At 45.0% G+C, this 26,918-nt stretch carries 19 protein-coding genes and 1 pseudogene; 12 read left to right on the top strand and 8 right to left on the bottom strand.

What is annotated here, in order from left to right; translation table 11 throughout:
* Positions 1-109: 109 nt before the first annotated feature.
* The 3 genes from KHN79_RS09600 to KHN79_RS09590 all read right to left on the bottom strand — a co-directional run bounded on the left by KHN79_RS09600 (position 110) and on the right by KHN79_RS09590 (position 3,028).
* On the bottom strand, positions 110-1,417 hold the full coding sequence (locus KHN79_RS09600; protein WP_182008581.1) for an outer membrane protein transport protein: 1,308 nt from the start codon (positions 1,415-1,417) through the stop codon (positions 110-112).
* Between the two features lie 299 nt (positions 1,418-1,716).
* Complete coding sequence (locus KHN79_RS09595; RefSeq protein ID WP_182008580.1) at positions 1,717-2,460, bottom strand: DUF3379 domain-containing protein; 744 nt, start codon at positions 2,458-2,460, stop codon at positions 1,717-1,719.
* Complete coding sequence (locus KHN79_RS09590) at positions 2,453-3,028, bottom strand: sigma-70 family RNA polymerase sigma factor (protein WP_182008888.1); 576 nt, start codon at positions 3,026-3,028, stop codon at positions 2,453-2,455. The genes KHN79_RS09595 and KHN79_RS09590 overlap by 8 nt, the downstream gene beginning before the upstream one ends.
* A gap of 703 nt (positions 3,029-3,731) precedes the next feature.
* Between KHN79_RS09590 and fadI the strand changes: the two genes are divergently transcribed.
* Both fadI and fadJ read left to right on the top strand, forming a co-directional pair.
* The gene (fadI, locus tag KHN79_RS09585) at positions 3,732-5,039 is read left to right on the top strand and encodes an acetyl-CoA C-acyltransferase FadI (RefSeq protein ID WP_182008579.1); all 1,308 of its coding nucleotides are present in this window, start codon (positions 3,732-3,734) and stop codon (positions 5,037-5,039) included.
* Positions 5,039-7,150 (top strand): fatty acid oxidation complex subunit alpha FadJ, encoded by a 2,112-nt coding sequence (gene fadJ, locus KHN79_RS09580; protein WP_182008578.1) that lies wholly within the window; start codon positions 5,039-5,041, stop codon positions 7,148-7,150. Before fadI ends, fadJ begins: the two co-directional genes overlap by 1 nt.
* 67 nt (positions 7,151-7,217) lie before the next feature.
* Here fadJ and KHN79_RS09575 read toward each other — a convergent pair whose 3' ends face one another.
* Both KHN79_RS09575 and KHN79_RS09570 read right to left on the bottom strand, forming a co-directional pair.
* Positions 7,218-7,472, bottom strand: coding sequence for a CG2 omega domain protein (locus KHN79_RS09575; RefSeq protein ID WP_182008577.1), 255 nt, complete (start codon positions 7,470-7,472; stop codon positions 7,218-7,220).
* A gap of 104 nt (positions 7,473-7,576) precedes the next feature.
* On the bottom strand, positions 7,577-10,354 hold the full coding sequence (locus tag KHN79_RS09570) for an insulinase family protein (protein WP_182008576.1): 2,778 nt from the start codon (positions 10,352-10,354) through the stop codon (positions 7,577-7,579).
* A gap of 380 nt (positions 10,355-10,734) precedes the next feature.
* On the opposite strand from KHN79_RS09570, the gene sixA reads away from it, so the two are divergent.
* The gene (gene sixA / locus KHN79_RS09565) at positions 10,735-11,199 is read left to right on the top strand and encodes a phosphohistidine phosphatase SixA (RefSeq protein ID WP_182008575.1); all 465 of its coding nucleotides are present in this window, start codon (positions 10,735-10,737) and stop codon (positions 11,197-11,199) included.
* A gap of 64 nt (positions 11,200-11,263) precedes the next feature.
* On the opposite strand, the pseudogene smrB reads toward sixA, so the two are convergent.
* Positions 11,264-11,795 (bottom strand): annotated as a pseudogene (gene smrB, locus KHN79_RS09560) (endonuclease SmrB).
* Positions 11,796-11,857: 62 nt separating this feature from the next.
* Here smrB and prmB point away from each other — a divergent pair.
* Positions 11,858-12,790 carry a 50S ribosomal protein L3 N(5)-glutamine methyltransferase gene (gene prmB, locus KHN79_RS09555; protein ID WP_182008573.1) on the top strand — a complete coding sequence of 311 codons (933 nt, stop codon included), beginning with the start codon at positions 11,858-11,860 and terminating at the stop codon, positions 12,788-12,790.
* Between the two features lie 193 nt (positions 12,791-12,983).
* Positions 12,984-14,069, top strand: a complete 1,086-nt coding sequence (gene aroC / locus KHN79_RS09550) for a chorismate synthase (RefSeq protein ID WP_182008572.1) — start codon at positions 12,984-12,986, stop codon at positions 14,067-14,069.
* A gap of 93 nt (positions 14,070-14,162) precedes the next feature.
* On the opposite strand, the gene KHN79_RS09545 is transcribed toward aroC, so the two are convergent.
* Complete coding sequence (locus tag KHN79_RS09545) at positions 14,163-14,786, bottom strand: trimeric intracellular cation channel family protein (RefSeq protein WP_182008571.1); 624 nt, start codon at positions 14,784-14,786, stop codon at positions 14,163-14,165.
* A 512-nt stretch (positions 14,787-15,298) separates the two neighbouring features.
* Here KHN79_RS09545 and KHN79_RS09540 point away from each other — a divergent pair.
* The 3 genes from KHN79_RS09540 to KHN79_RS09530 all read left to right on the top strand — a co-directional run bounded on the left by KHN79_RS09540 (position 15,299) and on the right by KHN79_RS09530 (position 16,791).
* Positions 15,299-15,832 carry an elongation factor P hydroxylase gene (locus tag KHN79_RS09540; RefSeq protein ID WP_182008570.1) on the top strand — a complete coding sequence of 178 codons (534 nt, stop codon included), beginning with the start codon at positions 15,299-15,301 and terminating at the stop codon, positions 15,830-15,832.
* 25 nt (positions 15,833-15,857) lie between these two features.
* Complete coding sequence (locus KHN79_RS09535) at positions 15,858-16,121, top strand: YfcL family protein (RefSeq protein WP_182008569.1); 264 nt, start codon at positions 15,858-15,860, stop codon at positions 16,119-16,121.
* Positions 16,122-16,266: 145 nt separating this feature from the next.
* Positions 16,267-16,791 carry an NADPH-dependent FMN reductase gene (locus tag KHN79_RS09530; protein ID WP_182008568.1) on the top strand — a complete coding sequence of 175 codons (525 nt, stop codon included), beginning with the start codon at positions 16,267-16,269 and terminating at the stop codon, positions 16,789-16,791.
* A gap of 138 nt (positions 16,792-16,929) precedes the next feature.
* Here the strand turns inward: KHN79_RS09530 and mnmC are convergent, their stop codons facing one another.
* Positions 16,930-18,948, bottom strand: coding sequence for a bifunctional tRNA (5-methylaminomethyl-2-thiouridine)(34)-methyltransferase MnmD/FAD-dependent 5-carboxymethylaminomethyl-2-thiouridine(34) oxidoreductase MnmC (mnmC, locus tag KHN79_RS09525; RefSeq protein WP_182008567.1), 2,019 nt, complete (start codon positions 18,946-18,948; stop codon positions 16,930-16,932).
* Positions 18,949-19,076: 128 nt separating this feature from the next.
* Between mnmC and fabB the strand changes: the two genes are divergently transcribed.
* The 4 genes from fabB (at position 19,077) to KHN79_RS09505 (ending at position 26,913) form a co-directional block, all read left to right on the top strand.
* Positions 19,077-20,288: a beta-ketoacyl-ACP synthase I gene (fabB, locus tag KHN79_RS09520; protein WP_182008566.1), complete on the top strand. Its 1,212-nt coding sequence runs from the start codon at positions 19,077-19,079 to the stop codon at positions 20,286-20,288.
* A gap of 345 nt (positions 20,289-20,633) precedes the next feature.
* Positions 20,634-21,767 (top strand): 4-phosphoerythronate dehydrogenase, encoded by a 1,134-nt coding sequence (locus tag KHN79_RS09515; RefSeq protein WP_182008565.1) that lies wholly within the window; start codon positions 20,634-20,636, stop codon positions 21,765-21,767.
* Positions 21,764-22,777 (top strand): aspartate-semialdehyde dehydrogenase, encoded by a 1,014-nt coding sequence (locus tag KHN79_RS09510; RefSeq protein ID WP_182008564.1) that lies wholly within the window; start codon positions 21,764-21,766, stop codon positions 22,775-22,777. Before KHN79_RS09515 ends, KHN79_RS09510 begins: the two co-directional genes overlap by 4 nt.
* A gap of 200 nt (positions 22,778-22,977) precedes the next feature.
* Entirely contained in the window at positions 22,978-26,913 is a 3,936-nt protein-coding gene (locus KHN79_RS09505) for a FimV/HubP family polar landmark protein (protein ID WP_182008887.1), read from the top strand.
* The last annotated feature ends 5 nt before the right edge of the window (positions 26,914-26,918 follow it).

The following is a 26,918-nucleotide window of genomic DNA, read 5'->3' as shown; positions in this document are numbered from 1 at the left end:
TACACGTGTACACTGAAATTGGGGAACAAATAATGTTTGGATATGAAAAAAGGCTGGAAATCCAGCCTTTTATATAGAGTGTTCTTTTGTTAACGAACTATTCGCTAACTTAGAAGCTGCGGCTGTATTGTAAGCCAACTAGGACTGCATCTGCTTTAGTTGTTGCTGTAATAGACGTAGCAGCAATAGATTCTTCAACTTTAGTCTCATCGCCCATCAAATAAGTGAAGCCGAAATCAACGTTAGACTTGCTGTCGATGTGGTACGTGAAGCCCGTTGATAGCCACTGGCGATCTGAATCTGGTACAGAAATTGATGTTAAGCTGTCTTGTGCACTTGTGTCGTACATGTAGCCTGCGCGAAGTGTCCAGTCATTGTTCAGGTAGTAAGTACCACCAATCGCGTAGTGCCAGCCATCTTGCCATTCGTACTTTTTATCATAAGAACCAGTTGTGCCACCAACAGGTGAAGATGCAGCGTCTAGGTTGCGAAAATCGATTTGGTCGAAATCTTTCCAGCCAATGTACTGCACGCTGTAGTGCACCGCGAACTTAGTATCTTCGATTTTATGGTAACCAGAGAACTCAGCGATGTCAGGCAGAGGCAATGTGATCTTCTGACCTTTATCGTCTTCTGCTTCAAATTCTGGGCTGTAGTGGTAGGCGAAACCAAAACGGTTATTTTCGTCTAGCTCGTAAACGGTACCAAGGTTGAAACCAACTGCCCAGCCGTCAGCTTTATCTACGTCAAGAAGCGTAGTTCCCGCTGGTGGAATAATGTCGCCAGTCGGTAGGACTACAGGTGCTGATGGGAATCCGTTACCAGCTACTCGCTTCATAGTGCCTTGGCCATAGACCAGATCTAGACCTGCGCCAAAGCTCCATTGTTCGTTCAGACGGTAAGAACCTGCTAAACCAAAGTTAAAGCTTTTTACGTCTGTTAGGCCACCGTATTCAGCTGCGATGTAGCTATCTGAAAATTCAGTTTTTGTGCCGAAGTTGGTGTACGCATTGACACCCCAAGCGAATTTGCTGTTGACCGGAACAATCAGGTGAATGTTTGGCGCAATAGAGGTACCACCAACGTCATCTGCATCAGGAACGTTAGTAATGATTGGTTGGCCACCCATGAACGCTGGTAGGTTGTTTTGGTATGTGGCATTTTTCACTTCGATCAGTGAAGTAATGCTTTCGAAACCTAAAGACAGTTCCATTTTGTCAAACAGAGCCATCGCTGCTGGGTTACGTGCCATTACAGATGCGTTGTCTGCAATTACTGCATCACCAGCAAACGCGCGGCCAAGGCCGGTTGCTGATTGGGCATTGAGTTGGAAACCAGCTGCCATAGTTTGACCTGAGGCAAAAGCTACCGTTACTGCTAAGAGAGTCTTTTTGAACAGACGCTTATTATGAGTCATGTATTTTTCCTTATTAGATTCGTCTCTTTGGACGATAATTTGAGCTTTTGCTCAGTGGCGCAGATAGTAGTCATTAGTATCGTTCAAACAAATCCGACCATTGGATAAAATTAAAGAAAAATTGCGAAATTGTAGCTAACTGCAGAGAAATATTATCTAAACTGCATTATTTAGAGTTTATGCTCTAAACGGATGCAGCTAGTAACCGTTTGCGTTGAGTTAATAAAAAATGCCGCGCAGTTGTTATACTGAGCGGCGCTGGGTGGCATGAAGCAAACTTTGTTTCAACTTATTACATTTTACATTGGTTGGATGAGCGGTGTGAGTTCGCTTGCTAGCGCTTGCATGTCTTCACCTTGTTGACCAACCAATATCATGCTCGCTGCATTAATTGGCTGGACAATTCCACTCAACCCGTCTTTGTTGAAGTCGATGGTTTTTTCACTTGGTATGCCAGTGATAAACATCGTTACTTTACCTTTCGAACCCTGAAAAACCATATGTACGGCATTAGACTCTCCGAATCCGCAGTGATTTAAGTAATAAACGTGGTACGGAAAGTTTTTCTTAAACTGAAACTGCAGCGGAGACAGTTTTGCGTTAATGAATCCGCTTGGAACGTCTTCGTCCAAGTGGCGGACAAATGGTTCTTCATGCTGTACATGTTTAATTGCCGTGTCTGCTAATGTTGCTTGTGCTGGCGTGACAAAGATATTGCCCCAGTTAATTTGACCGACGAGCAGACCCGCAGTGAATGCCACTGATGCGGCGAGTGCCATTGCTTTTCTGGCAAAGGTCTGTTTTACAACTTTATCTTCAAGCGCGCTTGAGGTCTGGTTGAACAGGATTTTGTCGGGAAGATCTTCAGGAACATCGACATTCATCGCTTGTTTGATTTTTTCATCAAGCTCTAGAACGTCTTCAATAAACTTCTGGTTGGCACTCTTATTGGTAGATCTACTGTCTGCCAGAGCTTGCAGTATTTCTTCATCCTTATGCTTTGGATCCGACAAAATACGACGACGAAATTCTAAATCATCCATTTTTGTGTCCTCTTTGAGTATCTTGAGAATCCAACATCTCTTTTAATTGATTACGAGCCCTGAAGAGGCGTGTCATAACCGTGTTTTTGTTTAGTTCAAGTATGTCACCGATTTCCTCTCCGCTGAAACCAGCTACAACTTGCAGAAATAACGGTTCGCGATATTCCACATCAAGTTTCATGATTTGTGTCTGGAGCCACTGTTGCTGATGATGGGAATCGTCGCTGACCTTCGCATCGTTGCCATAATCATCGATATCAACTAATTCAAATTGTTTGCGTTCGAATCGGCGAGCGTTTTCTCGTCTTAATATTGTGATAAGCCAAGATTTGGCTGCTTTTTCATCCTGTAAGCTATCAAGTGATTTCCAGGCGCGGAGAAAGGTCTCCTGAACCAAATCTTCTGCTATGGCTTTGTCTTTAGTCAGCCAGTAAGCATAGCGATATAAATCACGATGATAGCCCCGAACGAGCGATTCGTATTTTCTTTGTTTGTCCATATCAGAGTTGACCGGACTGTTGGAATTTTTCTTTCCAAACATTTTAATCATGGCTGCAAGAGCCTCCATTTTACCAAAATACTGCATGGTCATTCAGCGATACAGAGTGGGTTTAGCCCTGCGCTCTGTTCATCTGACATTTAGTTAAAGCAAAAGAAACTTCTTACGAGTTATGGGAATAAAACCTACAGGCATAATTTTTATTCGGAAATCTGAATAAAATAGATCCTCTCAGGAGGGTCGAAATCGATATAAAATTGATCTATTTCAATATCTCGATCATTTGAGGGGTTATAGTAACTCCTGTCATCTCGTTGGTCCTTGTGGCTAACATGTTGAGCAAGATGACACTTCCTTTTGAAGGCTGACTTTACTTTCTCCTAATCAGGAAACTGATTAATGTTCAATTGGCGTAAGTTAATTGTTTTATAGATATTCCGACCACACAGTTATGTGTGGTTTTTTTTTATCTAAAATCCGTTTCTCTGACCAAGTTCATTCTATTCGCTTCACCTTCGATAGTTAGCTGATGCTGCTGTTAGCGACTCTATTCTAATTACAAAATTTGCAACCAACCTCTCTACATCTGCCTGAAAGCTCTAACTATCAGATAACTTAAGGCTACACTAACTTATTTATAATAGTGAGAAATATAAGTAAGTTAGAGTAATTGATCTACTTGCTTCACGTTTATCTAAACACGCCTTTGATAAATTTAACAAATTGATTACAATGCGTCAGGTCAGACCTCTTGTTAATTTAAGGAGAAACAATGGGCAAGCAGGAAGTAAAAACGCGTCATGGTGAACGCGTTGCTATTGTCGCGGGGCTTCGAACTCCCTTCGCTCGTCAATGCACTGAATTTAATCAGGTGCCAGCGGTCGATTTAGGGAAAATGGTGGTAAGCGAAATGCTTGCTCGTACTGATCTTGATCCGAAGTTAGTCGAACAAGTGGTATTTGGACAAGTTATACAAATGCCAGAAGCGCCAAATATTGCGCGTGAAATCGTATTGGGGACAGGGATGAGTGTCCATACAGATGCCTACAGTGTTACTCGTGCGTGTGCCACCAGTTTTCAGGCTGCAGTTAATGTTACAGAAAGCATTATGTCTGGTGCGATTGATGTTGGTATCGCAGGGGGGGCAGATTCATCTTCAGTGCTCCCTGTTGGGGTTTCTAAAAAACTAGCCGCTAACCTTCTGGCGCTAAGCAAAACGAAAACGCTAGGTCAAAAGCTCAACGTACTTAAAAACATCAGCCTTAAAGATTTAGTGCCAGTACCTCCGGCGGTTGCTGAGTATTCGACCGGTCTGTCAATGGGACAGACGGCTGAGCAGATGGCGAAAAGCCACGGCATTTCTCGTGCTGAGCAAGATGCCCTTGCACATCGCTCTCACACACTGGCGTCCCAAGCTTGGAAAGAGGGTAAGATCCAGGGTGAAGTCATGACTGCTTTCCCGGAACCTTATAAAAAGTGGATCTCAGAAGACAATAACGTACGTCATGACTCAACATTAGAGGGATACGCTAAGCTTCGTCCGGCATTTGACCGCCAGTACGGCAGTGTAACGGCAGCAAACAGTACGCCACTGACTGATGGTGGCGCTGCGGTAATGCTAATGCGTGAAGGCAAAGCGAAAGAGCTCGGTATGGAGATTCTGGGTTATATCCGCGGTTACGCTTTCTCTGCAATCGGCGTGCAAAACGATATGTTGATGGGGCCTTCTTACGCGACTGCTAAGGTACTGGAAAATACCGGCCTTGAATTGTCGGATCTTACACTTATTGATATGCACGAAGCGTTTGCAGCACAGGCTTTGGCTAATGTGAAAATGTTTGCCTCTGACAAGTTTGCTCAAGAAAATCTCGGCCGTTCAAAAGCCATAGGTGAAATCGATATGGATAAGTTCAACGTACTGGGCGGTTCGATTGCTTATGGCCATCCGTTTGCAGCAACAGGTGCACGTATGATGACTCAGACGCTGCGTGAACTGAAACGTCGGGGTGGTGGTATTGCATTGAACACAGCTTGTGCGGCGGGTGGTCTTGGCGCGGCAATGATTCTGGAGGTTGAGTAATGAGCGAGCAAAAAGCATTTAGTCTGAAGGTTGATGAGCAGAACATTGCCTGGTTAGCAATTGATGTACCTAATGAAAAAATGAACACGCTTCAGGCAGCTTTTGTTGAAGATATGAAAGAGATCTTCACTCAGCTGAAAGATACGAGTGGCGTGAAAGGGATGGTCATTCATTCTCTCAAGCCAGATAACTTTGTTGCAGGTGCCGATGTGCGCATGCTTGACGCATGTACCACAGCTGGTGAAGCAGAAGCACTGGCGAAACAAGGCCAGGAGCTTTTCCAGCAGTTATCAGATTTACCTTATCCGATTGTCGCAGCCATTCACGGCCCTTGTTTGGGTGGCGGCTTAGAGCTTGCTCTGGCGTGTGATTACCGTGTTTGTACAGAATCTGATATCACCCGCTTAGGACTACCTGAGGTGCAGTTAGGTCTGTTGCCAGGTTCTGGTGGTACTCAGCGTCTTCCTCGCTTAATTGGGCTGTTACCTTCACTTGATCTAATCCTGACAGGTAAGCAGCTCCGCGCCAAAAAAGCCAAGAAACTTGGTGTCGTGGATGCTTGTGTCCCTGAAACCATTTTGCTTGATGTGGCTCAGCAGTTTATCGATAAAGGTAAACCTAAGGGCAAGAAAAAACAGTCTACGAAAGAGAAGCTGATGTCAGGCAGCGGCTTAGGACGCAAGTTTGTCTTTGAGCAGGCTGCAAAGAAAACCAATGAAAAGACACGTGGTAATTACCCGGCAACTGTAGCGATTCTGGAAGTCATCCAGCACGGTTTAGAAAAGGGACTAGCTAAAGGGCAGGAACTGGAAGCGAAGCGCTTCGGTGAACTGGTGATGAGCTCGGAATCGAAAGCATTGCGTTCTATCTTCTTCGCAACAACAGAGATGAAGAAAGAGCACGGCACTGATGCCAAGCCTGCCAAAGTGAATAAAGTCGGTGTACTGGGTGGCGGCTTGATGGGCGCTGGCATCAGCCATGTTTCAGTTGCGAAAGCCAAAGTGCCGGTTCGTATTAAAGATGTAAGTAATGACGGTGTTTTGAATGCACTGAACTACAACTACAAGTTGTTTGATAAGCAACGTAAGCGTCGCATTATCTCCAACGCTGATCTTCAAGCGAAAATGATGCAACTATCCGGCGGTGTCGACTTTACCACTTTCAATCATATAGATGTGGTCATTGAAGCGGTATTTGAAGATCTCGACTTAAAACAGCAGATGGTTGCGGATATTGAAGCTAACGCAAAGCCAGAAACCATTTTTGCTACTAACACGTCGTCGCTGCCAATTCATAAGATTGCGGAGAAAGCAGATCGTCCGGAAAACATCGTCGGTCTGCACTACTTCAGCCCGGTAGAGAAAATGCCGCTGGTGGAAGTTATCCCGCATGAAACCACATCAGATGAAACAATCTCAACGGTTGTCGCATTAGCCAAGAAACAGGGTAAAACGCCAATTGTGGTGAAGGATAAAGCGGGTTTCTACGTAAACCGCATTCTTGCTCCTTACATGAATGAATCTGCACATATATTGCTGGCAAATGAGCCGATCGAGAAGATAGATGGAGCATTACTCGACTTTGGTTTCCCTGTAGGACCAATCACACTGCTTGATGAAGTGGGTGTCGATATTGGCGCGAAGATCATGCCTATTCTGGTTAACGAGTTGGGTGAGCGATTTAAAGGCCCGGACGTATTCGATACTTTGCTAAATGACGGTCGAAAAGGCCGTAAGAGTGGCAAAGGCTTCTATACCTACAAAGGTAAGAAGAAAGAAGTCGATAAATCGGTTTACAAGTTGCTCAAGCTTAACCCGGAAGCTAAGCTCAGCGATGACGATATTGCATTGCGTTGTGTACTGCCAATGCTGAACGAGGCGGTACGCTGTTTAGATGACGGTATTATTCGTTCGCCACGTGATGGTGACATTGGTGCGATTTTCGGTATCGGTTTCCCGCCGTTCCTCGGAGGGCCATTCCGTTACATGGATCAGTATGGCTTGAAAGAGCTGGTCGAGAAAATGAACGAGTTCGCTTCGAAATACGGTGACCGTTATGCTCCGTGTGATGGTTTGCTGACTCGCGCGGGAGAAGGGCGTACTTTCTACTAAGTAATAAAACTTTCGTGGAAATAAAAAGGCTTGCATCACGCAAGCCTTTTTAATTGAACTGAAGAGCTTATTTCTTCTTGTCTTTTTTATCTTTACCGTGGCCTTTGCCGGGGTTGTTGTCACCGTGGACGCTGCTGTTGCCTTTACTGTCCTTATCGTTCCAGTTCTTAGAAGAACAGTCATCTGACTTGATTGAAACATTGTCACCACTTAAACGAACGCAGTCTTTACTCAGTTCAAAACCATCACCTTTTACTGTGATATCCGCATAAGCAGATGATAATGGAAGTACAACTGCAGCAAGTAATAGTAGTTTTTTCATAAGCGCCTTATGTGCAAGCTATTGTTATTTAGATATAAGATAACCGGAGCATAAGCCAGGTAGAACATAAGCTGCAATGGCGTTATTTAAAACTTCTGTCAATTTTATCCTAATCCGCAATCTTTTGGTCTTAACTGAAACTCTTCAATGGAACCAATTTCCTGACCCAAGTGAATGCGCGGTTCATCAATGTGCGCCTGACCTTGCGAATGCATGACCAAACGGTTTGCCGTTCTGGGTTTCAGTTCATTAACCACGAAACGGATCATATCCGCACGAGTGAGTTTTTTGAGCTCCGCAAGTACTTTCTCGCGTTGGTTGAACTCTGTGTCTTTATTGCCAATTGCAACCCACAAGCGCTGTGCTCGCCCGCGAAGGGTGGTGTCCGGTGTTGAAATTTGATTCCACAATCCACGTTTACTCGAGTGCCATTGATAATCATTGAGTTCGAGAAGCACCATATAGAACGCATTTAAGAACTCATCGATAGACGTAACCAAATCCGCTGGCGCTGCGTTTGGCGACTGGACGTACAAGACGATACCCGGGTGCCTGTTAAGCGGCATATTACCGGTACCCACCATGTAGCCTAATTGCTGCTTGGTACGAATCTCGTGGAAGAAGGTTGCCGACATTAGATGGTTTGCCAATGTGTATAGTGCAATACTGCGCGGCTCAATGTCCTCACATTGATGGTAAATGACGACCGCTGAGTCTTGTTGATCGCAGAGGATCTCCCGCTGAAAGCTGCCGTTTTGACCCAGCATAACCAGTGGACGCAGCGCTTCTTCGTAACGCTGCTCTTTGACGCGCAAAGCATCTTTCAGTGTGGTTGCCATATCGTGCGCTTGCTGACGTTGCCAGTCGCCGTAGACAAACATTTCCACATGCAATTCTGCGAGAATGGATTGCACAAATACAGACAGTTCATCTACTTCAATCTGTTCTAGTGCTTCCACTAAAGTGCTAAACGGAGGATTGTTTGGCTGCAACAAACCGGTTAATGAGTTGAAAAGTTGTGAAATAGGACGGTCTTGCGCTGAGTTTCGCCAATTACGCAATAGTTGCTGCTTGATAGTATCAAAGCGAACCGGGCTGAAGTCGCGTTCAGCGAAGCGGCGTAAAATCATCTCTAGCAATTGCGGAAGTTTCTGACTGAATCCTGATAGCGTTAAGGTTACACCACCTTGGTGGGCATACATGTTGTAGCCCATACCTGCAATTTCTGCCTGATATGTTTCCTGTGCTAGTGAGTCGAGAAACATCTCTACACACAGGCGAGTTTTTACAATATTTTTTGGCGACGCTACCGCGTGAGAACTGTCTATCGCGACGTATAGTACGCCTTTTGGTACCCGGAACTCATCATCCTGTAAATGCCACAGACGGAAACCTTCCAGATCTTCAATTAATTCTGGCAGTGAGCTGCCATTTTCCAGCGGCATTGGATCCAAGTCATAGCAAATATACGGGTTCTTCTCAGGTAGTTTAAACTGCCAGCCTGGATCAATCTGTTGGAATACGTGGTTTTGTTCACTGGTAAATGGTGTCACGGAGTACGGCGTGAAATACCATTCGGCGGTGCGGTCGTACTCTAACCCTTTGGCAATCAGTGTCACACGAACGTTTTCGACGCTGAAGTACTTGAGTAGTGAGCGCTGCAACTCCTCGTCGTAGCCCGCCATTTTATAGTCGCCATAAATGATGTCGTGCGGTTGATAGTGCTGCATGTTGACAACAAGATGGCTGACTAAATCGAGTGGCCGTGAAGGCTCCTGGAAACGAAATGCGGATTCGAGCACGGCTTGTTTCTCGAGATAGCGCCATTCATCCAAGCCTTCTTGTTTAATCAAAGTCAGATATTGGAATACTGCCTGAATGATGTCATCAACGTGGTCTAAGCCGATTGGTGTGAGCGTACAGCTTACCGTGAAGTCTCGATAATTACTGCCGCTTGCTCCGCCACCTGCTGACAGGGATGTGATCCAGCCTTTATTTTTAAGCTGCATCATCAGGCTACCTTCGCCTTCGTAACCTAACAGGTTAGCAAAGTAAGAGAGTGGTTTAGACGCGTAGTACTCGTCCATGCCTGGCATCGGGAAGGTCAGAATTAATTTACGGAACTCTTTGATTGGTTCAATCTGAACTAATATGCCAGTGCTGTCATCCGTACCGATAGGCACATCAATCGATTTCCCTGTTAGCTGATGGTTCGGAACGTCTGTAAACATGCGTTCTACCCACTCTTGCTGTTCATCAAGTGATTGTGGGCCGAACAGAGTCAGCGTCATCAAGTCAGCAGAATACTTGGAATGATGAAACGCGACGATTTCATCACGAATTGATTTACCATCTCTGTCGCCCAGCGTTTCAAGGTTACCCACAGAGAACTTAGAAAACGGGTGTTCGGGATTGATGACCTCTTTGTTTACCTGATATAAGCGACGTGAATCATCATTGAGCTTTAGCTTATATTCTGAATCAACCGCCTGACGCTCTTTGTCTAGCGCCTCTTCGTTAAACAGAGGTGCAGAAAAAAACTGGCTGAATCGTTCTAAGGCATTTTCAAAGGCGTTAGGTGTAACATCAAAAAAGAAACAAGTGTGCTCCGTTCCTGTCCAAGCGTTATTCTTACCACCGTGTTGGCTAATATAGCTTTGAAATTCGCCTACTTTAGGGTATTTTTCCGTACCCAAAAAAAGCATGTGTTCGAGATAATGTGCTAGGCCTTGTCGATCCTCAGGATCGTCAAAGTGTCCGACGTTTACGGCCAGAGCGGCAGCCGACTGTTGAGCTGTATCGGAATGAATCATCAACACGCGTAAATCATTACTCAGAGTAATGTACCGGTATTGATTGGAATCGTTAGGACTTAGGTGCACGATGCGTCTCCAGATTTCGCATTACAGTTATTATGAACCCTGGGAAGGGCAGCGCAAATATTGCGCTTCAACAAATACTGCTCTCTGCGTTTTAGTTATTCGTAAGACTACTGCATAGACCCATTGCTTTTGCGTATGGGGTAGGGCTGTTTGAAGGAATGTACTGAGTTCATAGTACGGTTATAAAATAATAGAGATGAACTGAGTATATTCTTTTTTATAGATTGTTAAGAATGTCGCTATCTTTGGCAAGCGAATTGGTATAATGAACAGATAATCATATCAGTAAATTTGTTTCGTTTTTACTAAAATTAGCCCCGATTATCTTATAAAGATAGCATTTAACCTTTTGGTAGCGTTAGCTATCCATAGGAAATAATATGAAAATATTTATTATGCGTCATGGAGAAGCTGAGCACTTTGCGGATTCTGACGCAGCAAGAGAACTGACCCAAAGAGGCAGATCAGAATCAGAGGCCGTAGCCCGAGCTTGTACAGAGCAGGGATGGACTCAGTTCGACAAAGTACTAGTGAGCCCTTATATTCGAGCCCAGCAAACCTGGCAAGAAATCAGTCCGCACTTCTCGGCCAAAAGTATTGAAACTTTCGAAGACATCACACCGTACGGTCAATCTGAATGTGTGTACGATTATGCCAACGCGCTGATTGAGGTCGAGAAACTAGAGTCGTTGTTGTTTGTTTCACATTTACCACTCGTTGGTTATCTGACCGCAGAGTTCGTCAGAGATATGACACCTCCGATGTTCCCGACTTCTGGTTTGGTTTGTGTTGAATACGACCCGCAAACCCAACAAGGCGAGATGCTCTGGCATATCACGCCATAATTATCTTGATCGCAGAACATAAAAAGGCAGGAATATCCTGCCTTTTTGTTTTCTCACGAGAGTACTATTTCTCTGGAATAGAGAGCAAAACCAACAGGGCACCGTCACCACCAAACTCAAGCGGAGCCTGGTGAAAGGCCATCACATCAGGGTGCTGAGCCAGCCATAGCGGTGTTTTTTGTTTAAGAATGTGTTTACCAATACCATGCTGAACACAGGCACAGTGAATCTCGCTCTTCACGCAATAGGCGATCATTGCACCGAGTTCCCGTTTTGCTTCCTGTTGAGTCATACCGTGCATATCTAAGAAAACGTCAGGAACGTAAACGCCCCGACGTAGGCGTTTCACTTCATAAGTAGATACATCGTCACGTGCATAACGAGTTGGTCCATCTTCACTCAACAGAGGAACAAACTCGTCTGAGAAATAAAATTCAGAGTCACTTGCTTCGCGGTTTGAGCGCTTGATTTCTTTTTGCTTAGTATTTTTTTTTTGGTTGCTGGATTATGGTATCCTGTTGCAACTTTTTTACGCCCTGTACTGCTTCCTTAAACAAGGCGAAATCGTCATCGTGTTCGTTGTCTTTTTTGCTCATTAGGTAAACAATTTCATTAATAAACTATATTGGCAGTATTGTAGCGCTTTTCGGAGGCAATTTTGGATAAGATTTTTGTAGAAGAAGCGGTATCGGAGCTACATACCCTTCAAGATATGATTCGTTGGACGGTAAGTCGCTTTAATGCAGCGAACCTGTTTTACGGTCATGGTACTGATAACGCATGGGATGAAGCCGTTCAGCTTATCCTACCAACGCTATACTTGCCGATTGACGTGCCTCCACATGTATTGAGCTCCCGCCTGACAACCAGTGAGCGTCTGCGCATTGTTGAGCGTGTTGTAAAACGTATTAACGAGCGCACGCCAACGGCTTACTTGACCAACAAAGCTTGGTTCTGTGGTCTTGAGTTCTTTGTCGATGAACGTGTGCTTGTGCCACGCTCTCCAATCGGCGAGCTGATTCAAACTGAGTTCCAACCTTGGCTGGTGGAAGAGCCTGCTCGTATCATGGACATGTGTACGGGTAGCGGTTGTATCGCGATTGCTTGTGCTCACGCGTTCCCTGAAGCAGAAGTGGATGCTATCGACATCTCAACGGATGCATTGCAAGTAGCTGAGCAAAACGTTCAGGATCACGGTATGGAGCAGCAAGTGTTCCCAATCCGTTCTGATCTGTTCCGCGATCTTCCAAAAGAGAAGTACAACTTAATTGTGTCTAATCCACCATATGTGGATGAAGAAGACATGAATAGCCTACCAGATGAGTTCACGCATGAGCCTGAGTTGGGTCTTGCGGCAGGTACTGACGGTCTGAAACTGGTACGTCGTATTCTTGCTAATGCGCCTGACTATTTGACTGACAACGGTATTCTTATCTGTGAAGTTGGTAACTCAATGGTTCACATGATGGAGCAATACCCTCAGATTCCATTTACTTGGATTGAATTTGAACACGGTGGCCACGGTGTATTTATGCTAACCCGTGACCAGTTAGTTGAGTGTGCAGAAGAGTTCAAACTGTACAAAGACTAATAAACTTTCCAATAAATCTTAAAAACACCGGGCTTAGTACCCGGTGTTTTTTTATGCGTAATTCATCAAACTTAAGTGCATATTTACTCTTTACATCAAAACGTAATAAAGCCACTATGAATCCACGAAGAATTGAAAAGCAGTTGCGCCTTGATATGAATAACTGGCGTGGCGATAAGAACTTGAGGAAGTAATGGCAGGAAACAGTATCGGACAACATTTCCGAGTGACGACATTCGGGGAAAGTCACGGTATCGCACTGGGATGTATCGTAGACGGATGTCCTCCGGGACTAGAAATTACAGAAGCAGATCTGCAAGTGGATCTTGACCGCCGTCGTCCTGGCACATCGCGTTACACTACACAGCGTCGTGAGCCGGATGAAGTGAAGATTCTTTCGGGTGTGTTTGAAGGTAAAACAACGGGCACTTCCATTGGTCTGTTGATTGAAAACACCGACCAACGCTCAAAAGATTACTCAGAGATTAAAGACAAGTTCCGTCCGGGGCACGCTGATTATACTTACCATCAAAAATACGGTATTCGTGATTACCGAGGTGGCGGCCGTTCGTCAGCCCGTGAAACAGCAATGCGTGTTGCTGCAGGTGCGATTGCGAAAAAGTATCTGAAAGATGAGTTTGGTGTCGAAATCCGTGCTTACCTATCGCAAATGGGTGATGTGTCTATCGACAAAGTTGATTGGGATGAAATCGAAAACAATGCGTTTTTCTGCCCTGACGTCGATAAGGTCGAAGCGTTTGACCAGCTTATCCGTGATCTGAAAAAAGAAGGCGACTCGATTGGCGCTAAGATTCAGGTTGTAGCAACCAATGTGCCAGTAGGTCTTGGTGAACCGGTATTTGACCGTCTGGACGCTGATATTGCCCATGCATTGATGAGCATTAATGCGGTGAAAGGTGTAGAGATTGGCGATGGCTTTGATGTGGTGAATCAACGCGGTAGTGAGCACCGTGATACGCTTTCACCTCAGGGCTTCGGCAGTAATCATGCTGGTGGTATTCTTGGCGGTATCTCAACAGGTCAGGATATTGTGGCAAATATTGCACTTAAGCCAACATCAAGCATCACTGTACCAGGTGACACGATCACCAAAGAAGGTGAGCCGACACAGTTGATCACTAAAGGTCGTCATGACCCATGTGTTGGTATCCGAGCGGTGCCAATTGCAGAAGCGATGCTGGCTATTGTTGTGATGGACCATTTGCTGCGTCACCGTGGTCAGAACTTTGGTGTGACTACTGAGACACCAAAGATTTAACCGCGAAAGGTCAACAGACCCTAAACATGTAAATGAAAAAAGGTTGCTCAGTGAGCAACCTTTTTAGTATCCGAATATTTACTACGACTGGAATTAATGTAGTGAACCTTCAGACTCTAAATGGAATGAAGGTAAGCGCCATTTAAACCGCACTGCTGCCATACGCAACATGTAACCCACGATGAGTGTGACGATAGTCGAAGTAACATCAGGAACATTAAATTCTAATAATGTTAGGTACAAACCTGATGCAATTAAGGCAACTGAAGCATAGAGTTCTTCATGCAATACTAATGGCGTTTGACGACAAATCAGGTCTCGAAGCAGCCCGCCAAATACGCCTGTGACTAGTGCAGACACCATACAGATACCGGGATGCAGACCCATATCAATCGCAATTTTGGTTCCTATGATGCTGAATACAATCAAACCAAGTGCGTCTAAACGAATAAACAGCCCTTTTAGTTTGATCACCCATTTAGCGATACCGGTCGTCAAAATCCCTGCCAGGCAAGTGATCGCCAAAAACTCCGGATTTTTCACCCAGGTTAGTGGGTAATGACCCAATAGGATATCGCGAACTGTACCGCCACCGATCGCCGTTGCACTCGCAACCAGCATAACACCAAACCAATCCATTTTTCTTCGTCCGGCACTTAACGCACCAGTCATGGCTTCAGCCGTGATACCAATGACATACAACACACTTAGCAGCATAAGGGACACTCAACATCAAATACCAACAAGGTTTGAAATTGTGGAGGCAATGACTCAAACCTATCAATATGCCCGATGATCGAAAAATTATTCCAATCACAGTAAATAACTGATCAGAAATAGCGTAGAAAAAATGCTTGAGAACAAGGCAAAAATTTTCGATAAGTAGCTATTCTACAGTCAAAATTTTTAACGACGTTATCGAGTATTTCAGCAAGCTAGAATGACCAGTTTTTTACTACGGTTGGTATCAACCATCAGTGAGCATAAAATATTGCGTGAGTGTAGTGGGAAATGTGATCTGTGACGAATGAGAAATTATAGGGTGAAAGCCGATTTCAGATAAATTCAGCTAATAACCAGGAGTTTTTGTGTTGCTTTACGAGCCGTTTAAAAACAGCGACAATAGTGGTACCAATTCCTGCCATTATCTCATTATTTTTCCTGCGTAACTCTATGATGATTAGATCACTGGCATTGGTATTAGCATAATAATTTGAAGTACAGAATCGATGACGACTCACGAATATCAAGACCTTATTACCATTTTCAACGACACATTTCTTGGGCCTTTTAACACTAAGTTAGAGCTTGGCGGCGATGAGCCAGTTTACCTTCCAGCGGATGAAGATAACCCTCATCATCGGATTATTTTTGCTCGCGGGTTTTATGCTTCTGCACTCCACGAAATCGCCCATTGGTGCGTTGCCGGTCCTGAACGCCGGTTGCTAGAAGATTTTGGTTATTGGTATGAACCTGATGGCCGGACAGAAGAGGTTCAAGCTGAATTCGAGAAAGTTGAAGTTCGTCCTCAGGCATATGAGTGGATCTTGTCGAAAAGTGCTGGCTTCCCTTTTACTGTGAGTTGTGACAATCTACACGGCGATTTTGAGCCAGACAGACTTGGATTTATGCATAAAGTGCATAACGAAGTGTTAGGTATTCTGGAAGCAGGATTACCACCCCGAGTGAAAATGCTGTCTGAAGCTCTACGCGCTTTTTACCAGACTAAGCCACTGGAAGCGTCTGACTTTATCGTTAAGTAACCTCAAATAACCTCAGAGATACACCATGATTATTGAATTTGAAGAAAAACTGCTGGAACTGATTGATGCTCGAATTGAAACGGCATCCGACGACGAACTGTTTGCTGGTGGTTATCTGCGTGGTCACATCTCTCTGTCTGCTGCATCTTGTGAAGAAGACGGTATCAATGATATTGATGAGCTGAAAGTACGCATCGCAACTAGCTTAGACCAAGCCCGTACAGAGCTTAGCCCATCAGACCGTATTATCGTCGGCGATTTATGGCAAGAGCTACAAGCTCAGGCTTAATTGTAATTCCAAGTCATTTATATTCATTTTGAAGCAAACCAATACTTCGAAAAAATTGAACCTCTCCTTATAATTTTTGTGGTTGTAGACAAAACGTTCAACTCTTATTCTGGATAGCATAAAGAGTGAACAAAAGGATACAGCCATGAAAATTGTCGCATTTGGTGCTTCTACCAGCTCAACTTCAATCAATAAAACACTTGCTACTTACGCCGCTCAACAAGTCGAAGGCGCACAAGTTAATGTATTGGACTTAAATAACTATCAAGTTCCGCTGTTTAGTGAAGACACGGAAAAGGAGATCGGCCAGGCAGAAGGGGCAGTTGCTTTCTTGAGAGAGTTAGAGCAGGCGGATGCAATCGTTGTATCTTTTGCTGAGCATAACGGTTCATACACAGCGGCGTATAAAAACCTGTTTGACTGGGCGACACGTATCGAGCGTAATGTGTTCCAAAACAAACCTGTTGTTTATCTTGCAACTTCTCCTGGTCCTGGTGGGGCGCAAAGCGTACTTGCAGCGGCAACCGGTTCTGCACATTTCTTTGGTGCGGATGTAAAAGCGTCTTTGTCAGTGCCTAACTTCTACGAGAATTTTGACGTAGAAACAGGCTCAAGCCAAAACGAAGAAATCGCTGAGAAAGTGAAGCAAGCGGTTGCTCAGTTGGCATAAAGCCCAAGGTTTTAATGTTGTCGCTAATCCGCGGGAATGACATGTGTACTAAGTGACTGACACTACGTATCGTTCATTTTAAAACACAGTCATTCCTTTACGTTATTCCTTTGTGCTTTAGCTACCAAATATAGCGATTTATAGTTCGGTAATTGCTTTTCCTTTGCGTAACTTTCGCACCCACATACGACTCGGATGCAACTCAGCCAACACATCAACAGGTAATGGCAGCGGATCACCGCAGATTTGTGAAGCCAGTACTTCCGCCATCAGTGGTGCAGAGCTCAAACCGCGCGAACCTAATCCTAAGAAACAGAAAAGGTTAGGAAAATGGTGAATAGGCTCCACTTCCTCTTCCTTCTGATTTTGCAGTTCAGCGTATTCGTTTTTCACGGTCTCAAAATCTGCCACATTACCGACAAATGGCAAGTGATCACGGCTCACACAGCGAATGCCCTGGCGTGATAAGTTATCTTTAGTGTTTACTTCACTTGTCCACGCCTGATTTGGCACGCATTTGATTAGCTTGTCCGCGTTATCTTGTTGAGCTCCGGCATCAAACTCATAATCTAAATGACTGCGGTCGTAACTTGCGCCAATACATAAGTGCTGGTTGTTCGGGTTAACCGGCGTCATGTAGCCGTCATAACAAAGTACGGTTTTCAGTTTAGCCAGCGTGTCATTCGCAGGTGCATGGCTTACCTGGCCTTTAACCTGACCCATTGGTAAATCTGCAGTCTGGCTTAGTGTCTGGAATTCATGACCATTCGCAACTACGACAGTGCTGTGTTCAAATGCTTGACCGTCTACTATTAAAGTCCAAGTCTGGGAAGCCTCATTCCAGACCAAAGCTTCAACTTTATGCTCGAACTTGGCTGTAAAGTTATCATGCGTCTCAAGCTGCGCTATTAGCCCACGAGTCAGCTCCGCAGGGCATAGCCAACCACCCTTCGGGTAATGTATTGATGCCATGTCGACAGGTAAACCGACGGTTTCATTCGTCTCTTCGGCTGACAGTTTTTGAACGAGATCAGGTGTGAAGTTACCTTCTAGTATTCTTTCTAACTTGGCGGTGGACTTGTCATCCCACATAAGTTGGGTAACGCCACACCAATCATGGTCGAAACGGATTTCCGTTGCAGCTTGCTCTACAAACTGACGGGCGAAGAGAAAGGCAGGGGCGAACACACGAGAAACGCCGGTATGTACGCCATTTAATAACGGGTAAACTGCACCTTGACGGTTGCCTGATGCACCCTCTGCAGGTTGAGAATCTTTGCAGTAAAGTGTGACATTCTTTCCGCGACGACTGAGCGTTTTCGCTAGCGCGGCACTGGCGATGCCACCACCTATGATCGCGATTGAATCTGATTTACTTGCTGCCGTTCTGTTAAACCAAGGTGAATAATTCGAGTGCGTATAACGCTGCTCCATTGCGCCGGCAATCATTTCCCGCTTGGTACCAAAGCCTTTTACTTTGGTCATGGCAAAGCCCGCTTCCATTAGACCGCGGCGTACAAACCCAGCGGCGGTAAAGGTAGCTACCGTACAGTCTTGTTTAGCTAATTTAGCCATGTTGTTGAAGAGGGTTTGGTTCCACATCTCCGGGTTTTTGCTCGGAGCAAAACCGTCGAGGAACCAGGCATCGATCAGGCCTGATTCACCATAAGGTACTTGTGGCATGCAGTCTTTGATGTCGCCAAACCAGAGATCGAGCGTAATAGCTCCGTCTTCTAATACAATACGATGGCATTCAGGTACCGCTGCGGGGTAATGCTTTTGCAGCTTTTCTGCATATTCTGCTAATTCAGGCCAGGCCTGATGCGCCTTTTTAAGATCAGATTGGCTGAGCGGGTATTTCTCAAAACTGATAAAATGCAGCTCTTTTAACGTTGCCTCTGGGTATTCACGGCGAAATTCGTTAAACCACTGCCATACCGCCAGGAAGTTCAGACCCGTTCCAAATCCTGTTTCACCAATAACAAAGCGTCTTTGATCAAACTCTTGCCATCTTTCAGGCAGATGATTTTTTTTAAGAAAAACGTAGCGTGTCTCTTCAAGACCATTTACGTTTGAGAAGTAAACATCATCAAACTGGTCAGAAACTGGCGTACCAGATTCGTTCCAGCCTAGTTCTGCGTTTTTTATTGAAGTCATATGAATGCAAATTTGTGATTTGGCGCGGTAACAATAGGGCGATTGTACGAATTAATGGGAAAGCTGACCACTTTTATGGACTATCTTAGTTATTATCTAGCGGATTTTTGAATTATAGGAATGTCATAATGAAACGAGTCGTAATCACCGGTATGGGTATTGTTTCAAGTATCGGTAACAACGTCGAAGAAGTTCTAGCGTCTCTTAAAGCGGGCAAATCTGGCATCACTGCATCTGAGCAGTTCAAAGAACACGGTCTTCGTTCGCAAGTTTGGGGTGACTTAAAAATTAACCCTGCGGAACACATCGACCGTAAGCAGATGCGCTTTATGGGTGATGCGGCTGCTTATGCATACCTATCAATGCAGCAGGCTATTGAAGACGCGGGTCTGACTGAAGACCAGGTTTCAAACGATCGCACGGGTATTGTTGCGGGTTCTGGTGGTGCTTCTGCATTAAACCAAACTGTTGCAACAGACATTATGCGTGAGAAAGGCGTGAAGCGTGTTGGTCCTTACATGGTTCCGCGTACTATGTCTTCTACTGTTTCTGCATGTCTTGCTACGCCGTTTAAAATTCGCGGTGTGAACTACACAATGAGTTCAGCGTGTGCAACGTCTGCACACTGTATTGGTCATGCTATGGAGCTTATCCAACTTGGCAAACAAGACATTGTATTTGCAGGTGGCGGTGAAGAGCTAGACTGGTCTCAAACCATGATGTTTGATGCGATGGGTGCACTATCGACTAAGTACAACGACACACCAGAAAAAGCATCGCGTACTTACGATGCTGATCGTGATGGTTTCGTAATCTCTGGCGGCGGCGGTATGGTCGTTGTTGAAGAGCTTGAGCACGCTTTGGCTCGTGGCGCGAAAATCTACGGTGAGATCGTTGGCTACGGTGCGACCTCTGATGGTTACGATATGGTAGCTCCATCAGGCGAAGGCGCGGTACGTTGTATGAAGATGGCAATGCAAGACGTTGACCACATCGATTACATCAACACTCACGGCACTTCTACTCCAGTAGGTGACGTGAAAGAACTTGGCGCGATTCAAGAGCTATTTGGTGATAACAGCCCGGCTATTTCAGCAACAAAAGCAATGACTGGTCACGCACTGGGTGCGGCAGGCGTTCACGAAGCGATCTATTCTACGCTGATGCTGGACAATGGTTTCATCGCACCAAGTATCAATATTGAAAACTTGGACGAAGCAGCGAAAGGTCTAGATATCGTGACTGATACCCGCGAAGCTGAGATTGATACCGTAATGTCAAACAGCTTTGGTTTCGGTGGTACTAACGCGACGCTAGTTATTAAGAAATACCAAGGTTAGTCCGTAACAGCGCTAATAGAAATTGTCGGAGGAGCTAGCTAGTCAGTAGTTGGCCTCTGACATACCAGTTTCCAGAGCTTAATCAGTGTAACTGGTTGAACAGACGCAGACTTTATCCCAAGGAGAGCGGGATAAGATCCTTTTGTTCTGGAATTTTGCCCGGCTTAGTGCCGGGCTTTTTATTTTTAACTTCAGGCCAGTGACTTCGAAGGCCCATGATAACTCTATAGGTGATACCGTTTTGATTTCTGCATCTGGAAGTGATTTGGGTATAGTTCTTGAGATTTCTAGGGAAAAAGGCACAATCACTGCAATTCTAAAAATGGAACTTAAAACGCTGTCGTTATGAAAATTATTGTTGATGAAAACATGCCGTATGCTGAAGAACTGTTCAGCCAACTCGGTGAAGTGATTCTAAAACCAGGTCGTTCGCTGACCGCTGATGACTTAACTGATGTTGATGCTTTGATGATTCGCTCGGTTACTAAAGTGAATGCCGAACTAATCAGTAAGGCGAATAAGCTGAAGTTTGTTGGTACAGCAACAGCTGGTATGGATCACGTTGATCAGACGATATTGCAGGAAAAAGGCATCTTCTTTACGGCCGCTCCGGGTTGTAACAAAGTTGGCGTTGCGGAGTACGTGTTCAGCGTGATGATGGTGCTGGCACAGCAACAAGGATTCTCGGTATTTGATAAGACAGTTGGTATCATTGGTGCAGGTCAGGTTGGTAGTTACTTAGAGAAATGTCTGAAAGGGATGGGGATTAAGGTATTGATTAATGACCCATTCAAGCAGGAAGAGGGAGATCTGCGCAGCTTTACCCCTTTGGCTGAACTGATTGAATCTTCAGATATCATTACTTTACATACGCCTATAACTAAAAATGGCAAGCATCCGACGCACCACATGTTTGATGAGACTGTATTAAACGGCTTGCGCGGGAATCAAATTCTTATTAATGCGGCGCGTGGTCCGATTGTTGATAACAGTGCATTGAAGCGACGTTTGCAGAAAAATGATGGTTTCACAGCTGCTCTGGATGTATTCGAATATGAACCAGAGGTTGATATGGAGCTTCTGCCTCTGCTAGCATTCGCAACCCCTCACGTTGCAGGCTATGGCTTGGAAGGGAAAGCTCGCGGTACAACCATGATTTTCAATAGCTACTGTGAGTTCTTAAATAACGAGTTACGTGCGTATGCCAGCGATTTATTGCCAACGGCTCCAGTACCAACCATGGTGTTGGACAGAGCGTGGGATGAAGCCACGCTGCACAACATCACGCAATTAATCTATGATGTGCGTAAAGATGACGCGCTTTTCCGTCGCGAAATCGGTAAGCCAGGTGCTTTTGACCTGATGCGTAAAAATTACTGGGATCGCCGTGAATACAGTGCTGTCACGCTATTGGGCAATGAATCATGCAATCTTGCACCATTAGCAGAACTAGGTTTTCAGATTGAGGTAAGTCAATGAGCCAACAATATAATGTTGCCATTTTAGGTGCGACCGGCGCAGTCGGTGAAACAATTTTAGAAGTACTGCAAGAGCGCAAATTTCCAGTAGGTGAACTTTACTTACTGGCTAGCGAGCGCAGTGAAGGCAAGACTTACCGCTTTAACGGTAAAACCGTACGCGTACAAAACGTAGAAGAGTTTGACTGGTCACAAGCGCACATCGGTTTATTCTCTGCTGGTGGCGATCTATCAGCTAAGTGGGCGCCTATTGCCGCTGATGAAGGTGTTATTGTTATCGACAACACGTCACACTTCCGTTATGAGTACGACATTCCATTAGTGGTTCCAGAAGTAAACCCAGAAGCCATTGCAGAGTTCCGTAACCGCAATATCATTGCAAACCCTAACTGTTCTACTATTCAAATGCTGGTAGCACTGAAGCCAATCCATGACGCAGTAGGTATTGAGCGTATTAATGTTTCAACTTACCAGTCAGTATCTGGCGCTGGTAAAGCCGGTATTGATGAGCTTGCGGGGCAAACTGCTAAATTGCTTAATGGTATGCCAGCGGAAACCAAACAATTTTCACAGCAGATCGCGTTTAACTGTATTCCACAGATCGATCAGATGATGGATAACGGCTACACCAAAGAAGAAATGAAAATGGTGTGGGAAACACAAAAGATCTTCAATGACCCAAGTATTACGGTAAACCCAACGTGTGTACGTGTACCGGTGTTCTACGGTCACGCCGAAGCGGTTCATATTGAAACTCGTTCACCAATCGATGCACAAGAAGTGATTAATCTACTTGAGCAAACGGAAGGTGTAGAAGTTTTCCATGGTGAAGATTTCCCGACTCAAGTTCGCGATGCAGGTGGCAAAGATCATGTGATGGTAGGTCGTATTCGTAACGATATCAGTCACCACAGCGGCATTAACTTATGGGTTGTTGCTGATAACGTACGTAAAGGTGCAGCAACAAACGCAGTCCAAATTGCTGAAGTTCTGATTCGCGATTACTACTAAACTTGCCTAGTACTGATATGTAAGCCTCGCAGAAAGCGGGGCTTTTTTGTTCTACAGACAAACAATTTGTGTGAGATTAGTACGAATATAGTGAAACACATACATTTTTTCGGCTAAAGCTATAGTTTTGCTTTCTATATCCTATATATTTAGCGGATCACCATTTGAAATTGTATCAAGCACAAATTACTGAGCCTTCTATGCGTCAAATTTATAAGCGTTTATTGACAACCCTAGTGTTGATAAGTGCGACTCAGACATCGTCAGTGGTTCAAGCCGAAGGAATTCGTCTCGTTGGACCGTCAGGTGAAGTGCAATCATCGCCTCGCTATGCAGAAGAAATGGAAAGAGCATTAGTCTCTCCGCCTGCAAACTCTCAGCCTTCCCGCTTTATTGGACCAACCGGTGAAAATCAAACCTTGTGGTCGATTGCGTCTCAACTACGACCTTCAGCCAGTGTATCGGTTCAACAAACGCTTCTTGCCATTTATCGAATTAACCCTCAGGCGTTTGAGAATCAAAATATCCATGAGTTGATTCCGGGCAGCCGTCTTCGTGTTCCCTCATTAGAGCAAGTGCAAAGTGCGACGACAGAACAAGCCGTCGCGATTATGAAGGCGCATGAAGCAAAACTAAAACAACCTAAGCCGGTTAAAAAAGTCTCGCCGGCTAAGCCTGTTGTCCAGCAACCAGCGCCACAATCCGAAAAGCCACAACCACAAGTTAAGGAAGTACAGACTTCAGTTAAGCCAAAAACACCGGTTGCAGATCAATCTCAGGTTATTGAGCCTGTTACTCCAGTTCCTCCGGTCAATACTTCTCCAGAGGGTGAACAGCAGGTCACTGAACTTAAAAGTAAACTTCAGGGCTCACAGAGCGAACTGGCTTCACTGGAAGAAAAAAACCATCGTCTGCGTCTGATGCTGTCAGAAGTACAGAGCGAAGTTCAGACACTGAAAAGTGAACTTAATGATGAAGAGCGTATTCGTTCTGAAGTTGAAAAGCTGCTAGAAGAAGAGCGTCAAAGAGCTGCAGATCAGCTACGAATGCAGCCTAGTACTCTAGATAAAATTTTGTCTAACGGATGGCTTGTCGGCATTGCTGCCCTTATCCCAGGAGTGTTACTGGCACTCTTAGTTGTCATGCTGATGGGACGACGCTCTAAACAGAAAGAAGAGCAGGCAGCGGATCAAGCGTCATCTGGCTCCGACATACTTAGTGCTCCTATTGGTATGGCAGCTGCGGACGAACTTGAAGAAGAGTTAAGTCTGGACGACGACTTGTTTGCAGATGACGAAAGCGATGAACTCTCCTCGAAGGACGATATTACTGAACTAGAGGACGATGTTTTTGCTGGCCTTGAAGACGAAGACCTTGATTTCAATTTAGAAGGTGATGACGGAGAAGACCCATTCGCCGGAATTGGTGATGACGGGGACCTTGATGTTGGGTTTGACGAGTTTGATTCATCAACCAATGGCATCAAAGTAAACGGCGAAGAGAAAGCGCTTGGTTTAGAAGAAATGGAGCGTGCGCTAGATGAAGCGCCATCAGCATTTGAGAATCTTGAGGACCCTGATTTTGACCTGTCTGATCCTGATGCTAATGAAGAAGATGCATTTGCAGAGTTACTCGCAGAAGACTCGTCGTCAGATGAAGTCAATGATGGTCATATTGACCAGGCGACATTAGATGATCTGTTTGCTGAACTTAACAGTGATGATCTTGACCTAAGTACTGAATCTTCGTCAGCTTCAGACAAGGCTTTCTCTGCAGGTACAGCATCTGGCGATGAAATTGATGATTTACTGGCACAGTTCGAACAACCCAACTCTGCCGCATCGGATTCAGAACTGGATCGGTTGTTTGACCTTAATAACCAAGATAGCCTGAACACAGCAGAAGAAAGTGATCCTCTTGAACAGTTAGCGGATATTTCAGGCCTATCTGATAACGCTGATATTGATGAAGACAGCACCGACTTGCTGGATGAACTCATAGACTTCGATGATGAAGAGTCTGATGATGAGTTTGACCCGTTAAATGAGTTAGAGTCACTTTCAGGTTTTGGTGAAGAGAACTTCGACGAGTTAGATGAAGACAGCATCGACTTATTGGACGAACTGCTTGAAGAAGAAGTAAACACTGCTTTGGAAGAAGAAGTGAGCAGTGAACTTGATCCGTTTGATGAGTTGATTCGAGAGGAAGAAGAGCAGCAGGAAGAAGATGATCTACTTGCAGCATTAGGCTTTGATGATTTCGAATCAGAAAATACGCCAGACGTACCTCAAGAAGCTGAAGAATCGTTAAACGCAAATATTGATAATGATGAAATCGAGCTCGATTCTGGCTTGGATATTGATGCTCTGCTTAATGAGAATCAGCCACAACCTGAACAAGTTAAGTCACAACCAATAGCGTCTACCAGTGAAGAGGCTGTTAATGAAGGACTCTTGGACGAAAGCGAAGAATTGGCGTCAGACTCAACTACGCTGGCGAACGAACAGGATGACTGGGTCGAACTGAATGACGATGACACTCATTCTTTCGGGCAAGGCGAGGAAGAATTTTCGCTTGATCTAGATACAAATGAGCTGACTTCAGAGGAAAGTTCAGATCATGAGCTTACAGAAGTATCTTCTGAAAACACTCCGGAACAAGCTGAAGAAAAAGAGCCTGATTTTACACCAACGCCGAATGCCACTGAGAATGAGTTTGGTATTCCGCAGGAAGAAGATTGGCTTATTGATAATGTCGAATCAGAGCCAGAATCAGCGAATGCTGAGTCTGAGTCTGTGGCTGCCGAGGCTGAGGACGAGTTCGATTTTGACGGATTAGCACTTCCGGAATTTGGCGAAGAAGATGCTCTGGCTTTAATGACTGACGAGCCTGAGTTGCCGGAATCTGAACTTGAAGTTGTGGCTGCCGAGGCAGAAGATGAATTTGAACTTGATGAGTTAGAACTTCCGAAGTTTGGTGAAGACGATGCACTGGCTTCAATGGCCGATGAGCCGGAGTTACCGGAGTCTGAACCTGAAGTTGTGGCTGCCGAGGCAGAGGACGAGTTCGATTTTGACGGGTTAGAACTTCCGGAATTTGGCGAAGAAGATGCCCTGGCTTCAGTGGCCGATGAGGCGGAGTTACCACAATCTGAACCTGAAGCGGAATCAACTGTTGAAGAAGAAGAGTTCGACTTTGACGAGTTAGAGTTACCTGAGTTCAGCGAAGAAGACGCCTTGGCTGCAATGGCCGATGAGCCGGAGTTATCGGGATCTGAACCTGAGTTTATGCATTCGGATAACGAAGAAGAACTTGAGTTTGACGAGTCAGAGTTACCTGAGTTTGGTGAAGAAGATGCTCTGGCTTCGATGGCTGAGAGCAGTTCGCCGAAAATAGAGCCGTCAGAAGATCTGAACGTAACGTTAGAGGCAGATAATGATCATGACGCCTTGTTTGAAATGTTTGCCCAGCAGCATAGTTTTGATACTAAACCAGATTCCCCACTAATCAGTGAAGATCCAGAACTGAGCGGATTTGCTGAGTCGGATATGGAAAACCTGCTTTCTGAGAAGGAGGTATCTGAAACTTTTGAGGGTCAGCTAGACAGCGATACTATCGACAGTGCAGGTATGGATTTAGAGACCATGCTCGATGTCGGAGATGATTGGGATGGTTTCACATCAACGTCTGATAACGTCGTTGTATCAGGTTCCGAAGATATACCGGAAGATGAGCGCGAGATATGGGGTTCAGAAGAAGCGCTTAACCAACCGGAAATTGCCCAGGAAAATTGGGAGCAGCAGTCTGATCTTGAAGAGTTCGACCCTAAGAAAAGTCAGTTCATGACCATCGATGAGCTGATGGCTCAGGTTGATCAGGAGGGGGGCGAGTTTGAAGAGGAAGAGTTGAAATTAGATGTTGGCCTAAATGAGTTCCCTGATGTGATTGGCGATATCAATGATGCTGACGTCGACTCCGACGCTGAAGCTGCAGGCAAACTAGACCTGGCCAAGATTTACCTTGAAATGAATGATCCTAAAGGGGCGATTAAGTTACTGGAGGAGGCAATTGTGTACGGTGAAGACGAGATTCGCCGAGAAGCGAAAAACCTCATTGACTCCATTAACGGTCGATAAAGCTA

It is taken from the genome of Vibrio sp. B1FLJ16, from assembly GCF_905175385.1.
GTDB lineage: Bacteria > Pseudomonadota > Gammaproteobacteria > Enterobacterales > Vibrionaceae > Vibrio.
The sequence above is the reverse complement of the archived record's forward strand: the minus strand, read 5'-3'. Positions and strand labels throughout refer to the sequence as shown.

What these genes read in the sequence shown, in the direction of transcription:
- KHN79_RS09600 (WP_182008581.1), bottom strand. Translation starts at nt 1,417, where the DNA reads ATGACTCATAATAAGCGTCTGTTCAAAAAGACTCTCTTAGCAGTAACG.
- KHN79_RS09595 (WP_182008580.1), bottom strand. Translation starts at nt 2,460, where the DNA reads ATGGATGATTTAGAATTTCGTCGTCGTATTTTGTCGGATCCAAAGCAT.
- KHN79_RS09590 (WP_182008888.1), bottom strand. Translation starts at nt 3,028, where the DNA reads ATGGAGGCTCTTGCAGCCATGATTAAAATGTTTGGAAAGAAAAATTCC.
- fadI (WP_182008579.1), top strand. Translation starts at nt 3,732, where the DNA reads ATGGGCAAGCAGGAAGTAAAAACGCGTCATGGTGAACGCGTTGCTATT.
- fadJ (WP_182008578.1), top strand. Translation starts at nt 5,039, where the DNA reads ATGAGCGAGCAAAAAGCATTTAGTCTGAAGGTTGATGAGCAGAACATT.
- KHN79_RS09575 (WP_182008577.1), bottom strand. Translation starts at nt 7,472, where the DNA reads ATGAAAAAACTACTATTACTTGCTGCAGTTGTACTTCCATTATCATCT.
- sixA (WP_182008575.1), top strand. Translation starts at nt 10,735, where the DNA reads ATGAAAATATTTATTATGCGTCATGGAGAAGCTGAGCACTTTGCGGAT.
- aroC (WP_182008572.1), top strand. Translation starts at nt 12,984, where the DNA reads ATGGCAGGAAACAGTATCGGACAACATTTCCGAGTGACGACATTCGGG.
- KHN79_RS09545 (WP_182008571.1), bottom strand. Translation starts at nt 14,786, where the DNA reads ATGCTGCTAAGTGTGTTGTATGTCATTGGTATCACGGCTGAAGCCATG.
- KHN79_RS09540 (WP_182008570.1), top strand. Translation starts at nt 15,299, where the DNA reads ATGACGACTCACGAATATCAAGACCTTATTACCATTTTCAACGACACA.
- KHN79_RS09535 (WP_182008569.1), top strand. Translation starts at nt 15,858, where the DNA reads ATGATTATTGAATTTGAAGAAAAACTGCTGGAACTGATTGATGCTCGA.
- KHN79_RS09530 (WP_182008568.1), top strand. Translation starts at nt 16,267, where the DNA reads ATGAAAATTGTCGCATTTGGTGCTTCTACCAGCTCAACTTCAATCAAT.
- mnmC (WP_182008567.1), bottom strand. Translation starts at nt 18,948, where the DNA reads ATGACTTCAATAAAAAACGCAGAACTAGGCTGGAACGAATCTGGTACG.
- fabB (WP_182008566.1), top strand. Translation starts at nt 19,077, where the DNA reads ATGAAACGAGTCGTAATCACCGGTATGGGTATTGTTTCAAGTATCGGT.
- KHN79_RS09515 (WP_182008565.1), top strand. Translation starts at nt 20,634, where the DNA reads ATGAAAATTATTGTTGATGAAAACATGCCGTATGCTGAAGAACTGTTC.
- KHN79_RS09510 (WP_182008564.1), top strand. Translation starts at nt 21,764, where the DNA reads ATGAGCCAACAATATAATGTTGCCATTTTAGGTGCGACCGGCGCAGTC.
- KHN79_RS09505 (WP_182008887.1), top strand. Translation starts at nt 22,978, where the DNA reads ATGCGTCAAATTTATAAGCGTTTATTGACAACCCTAGTGTTGATAAGT.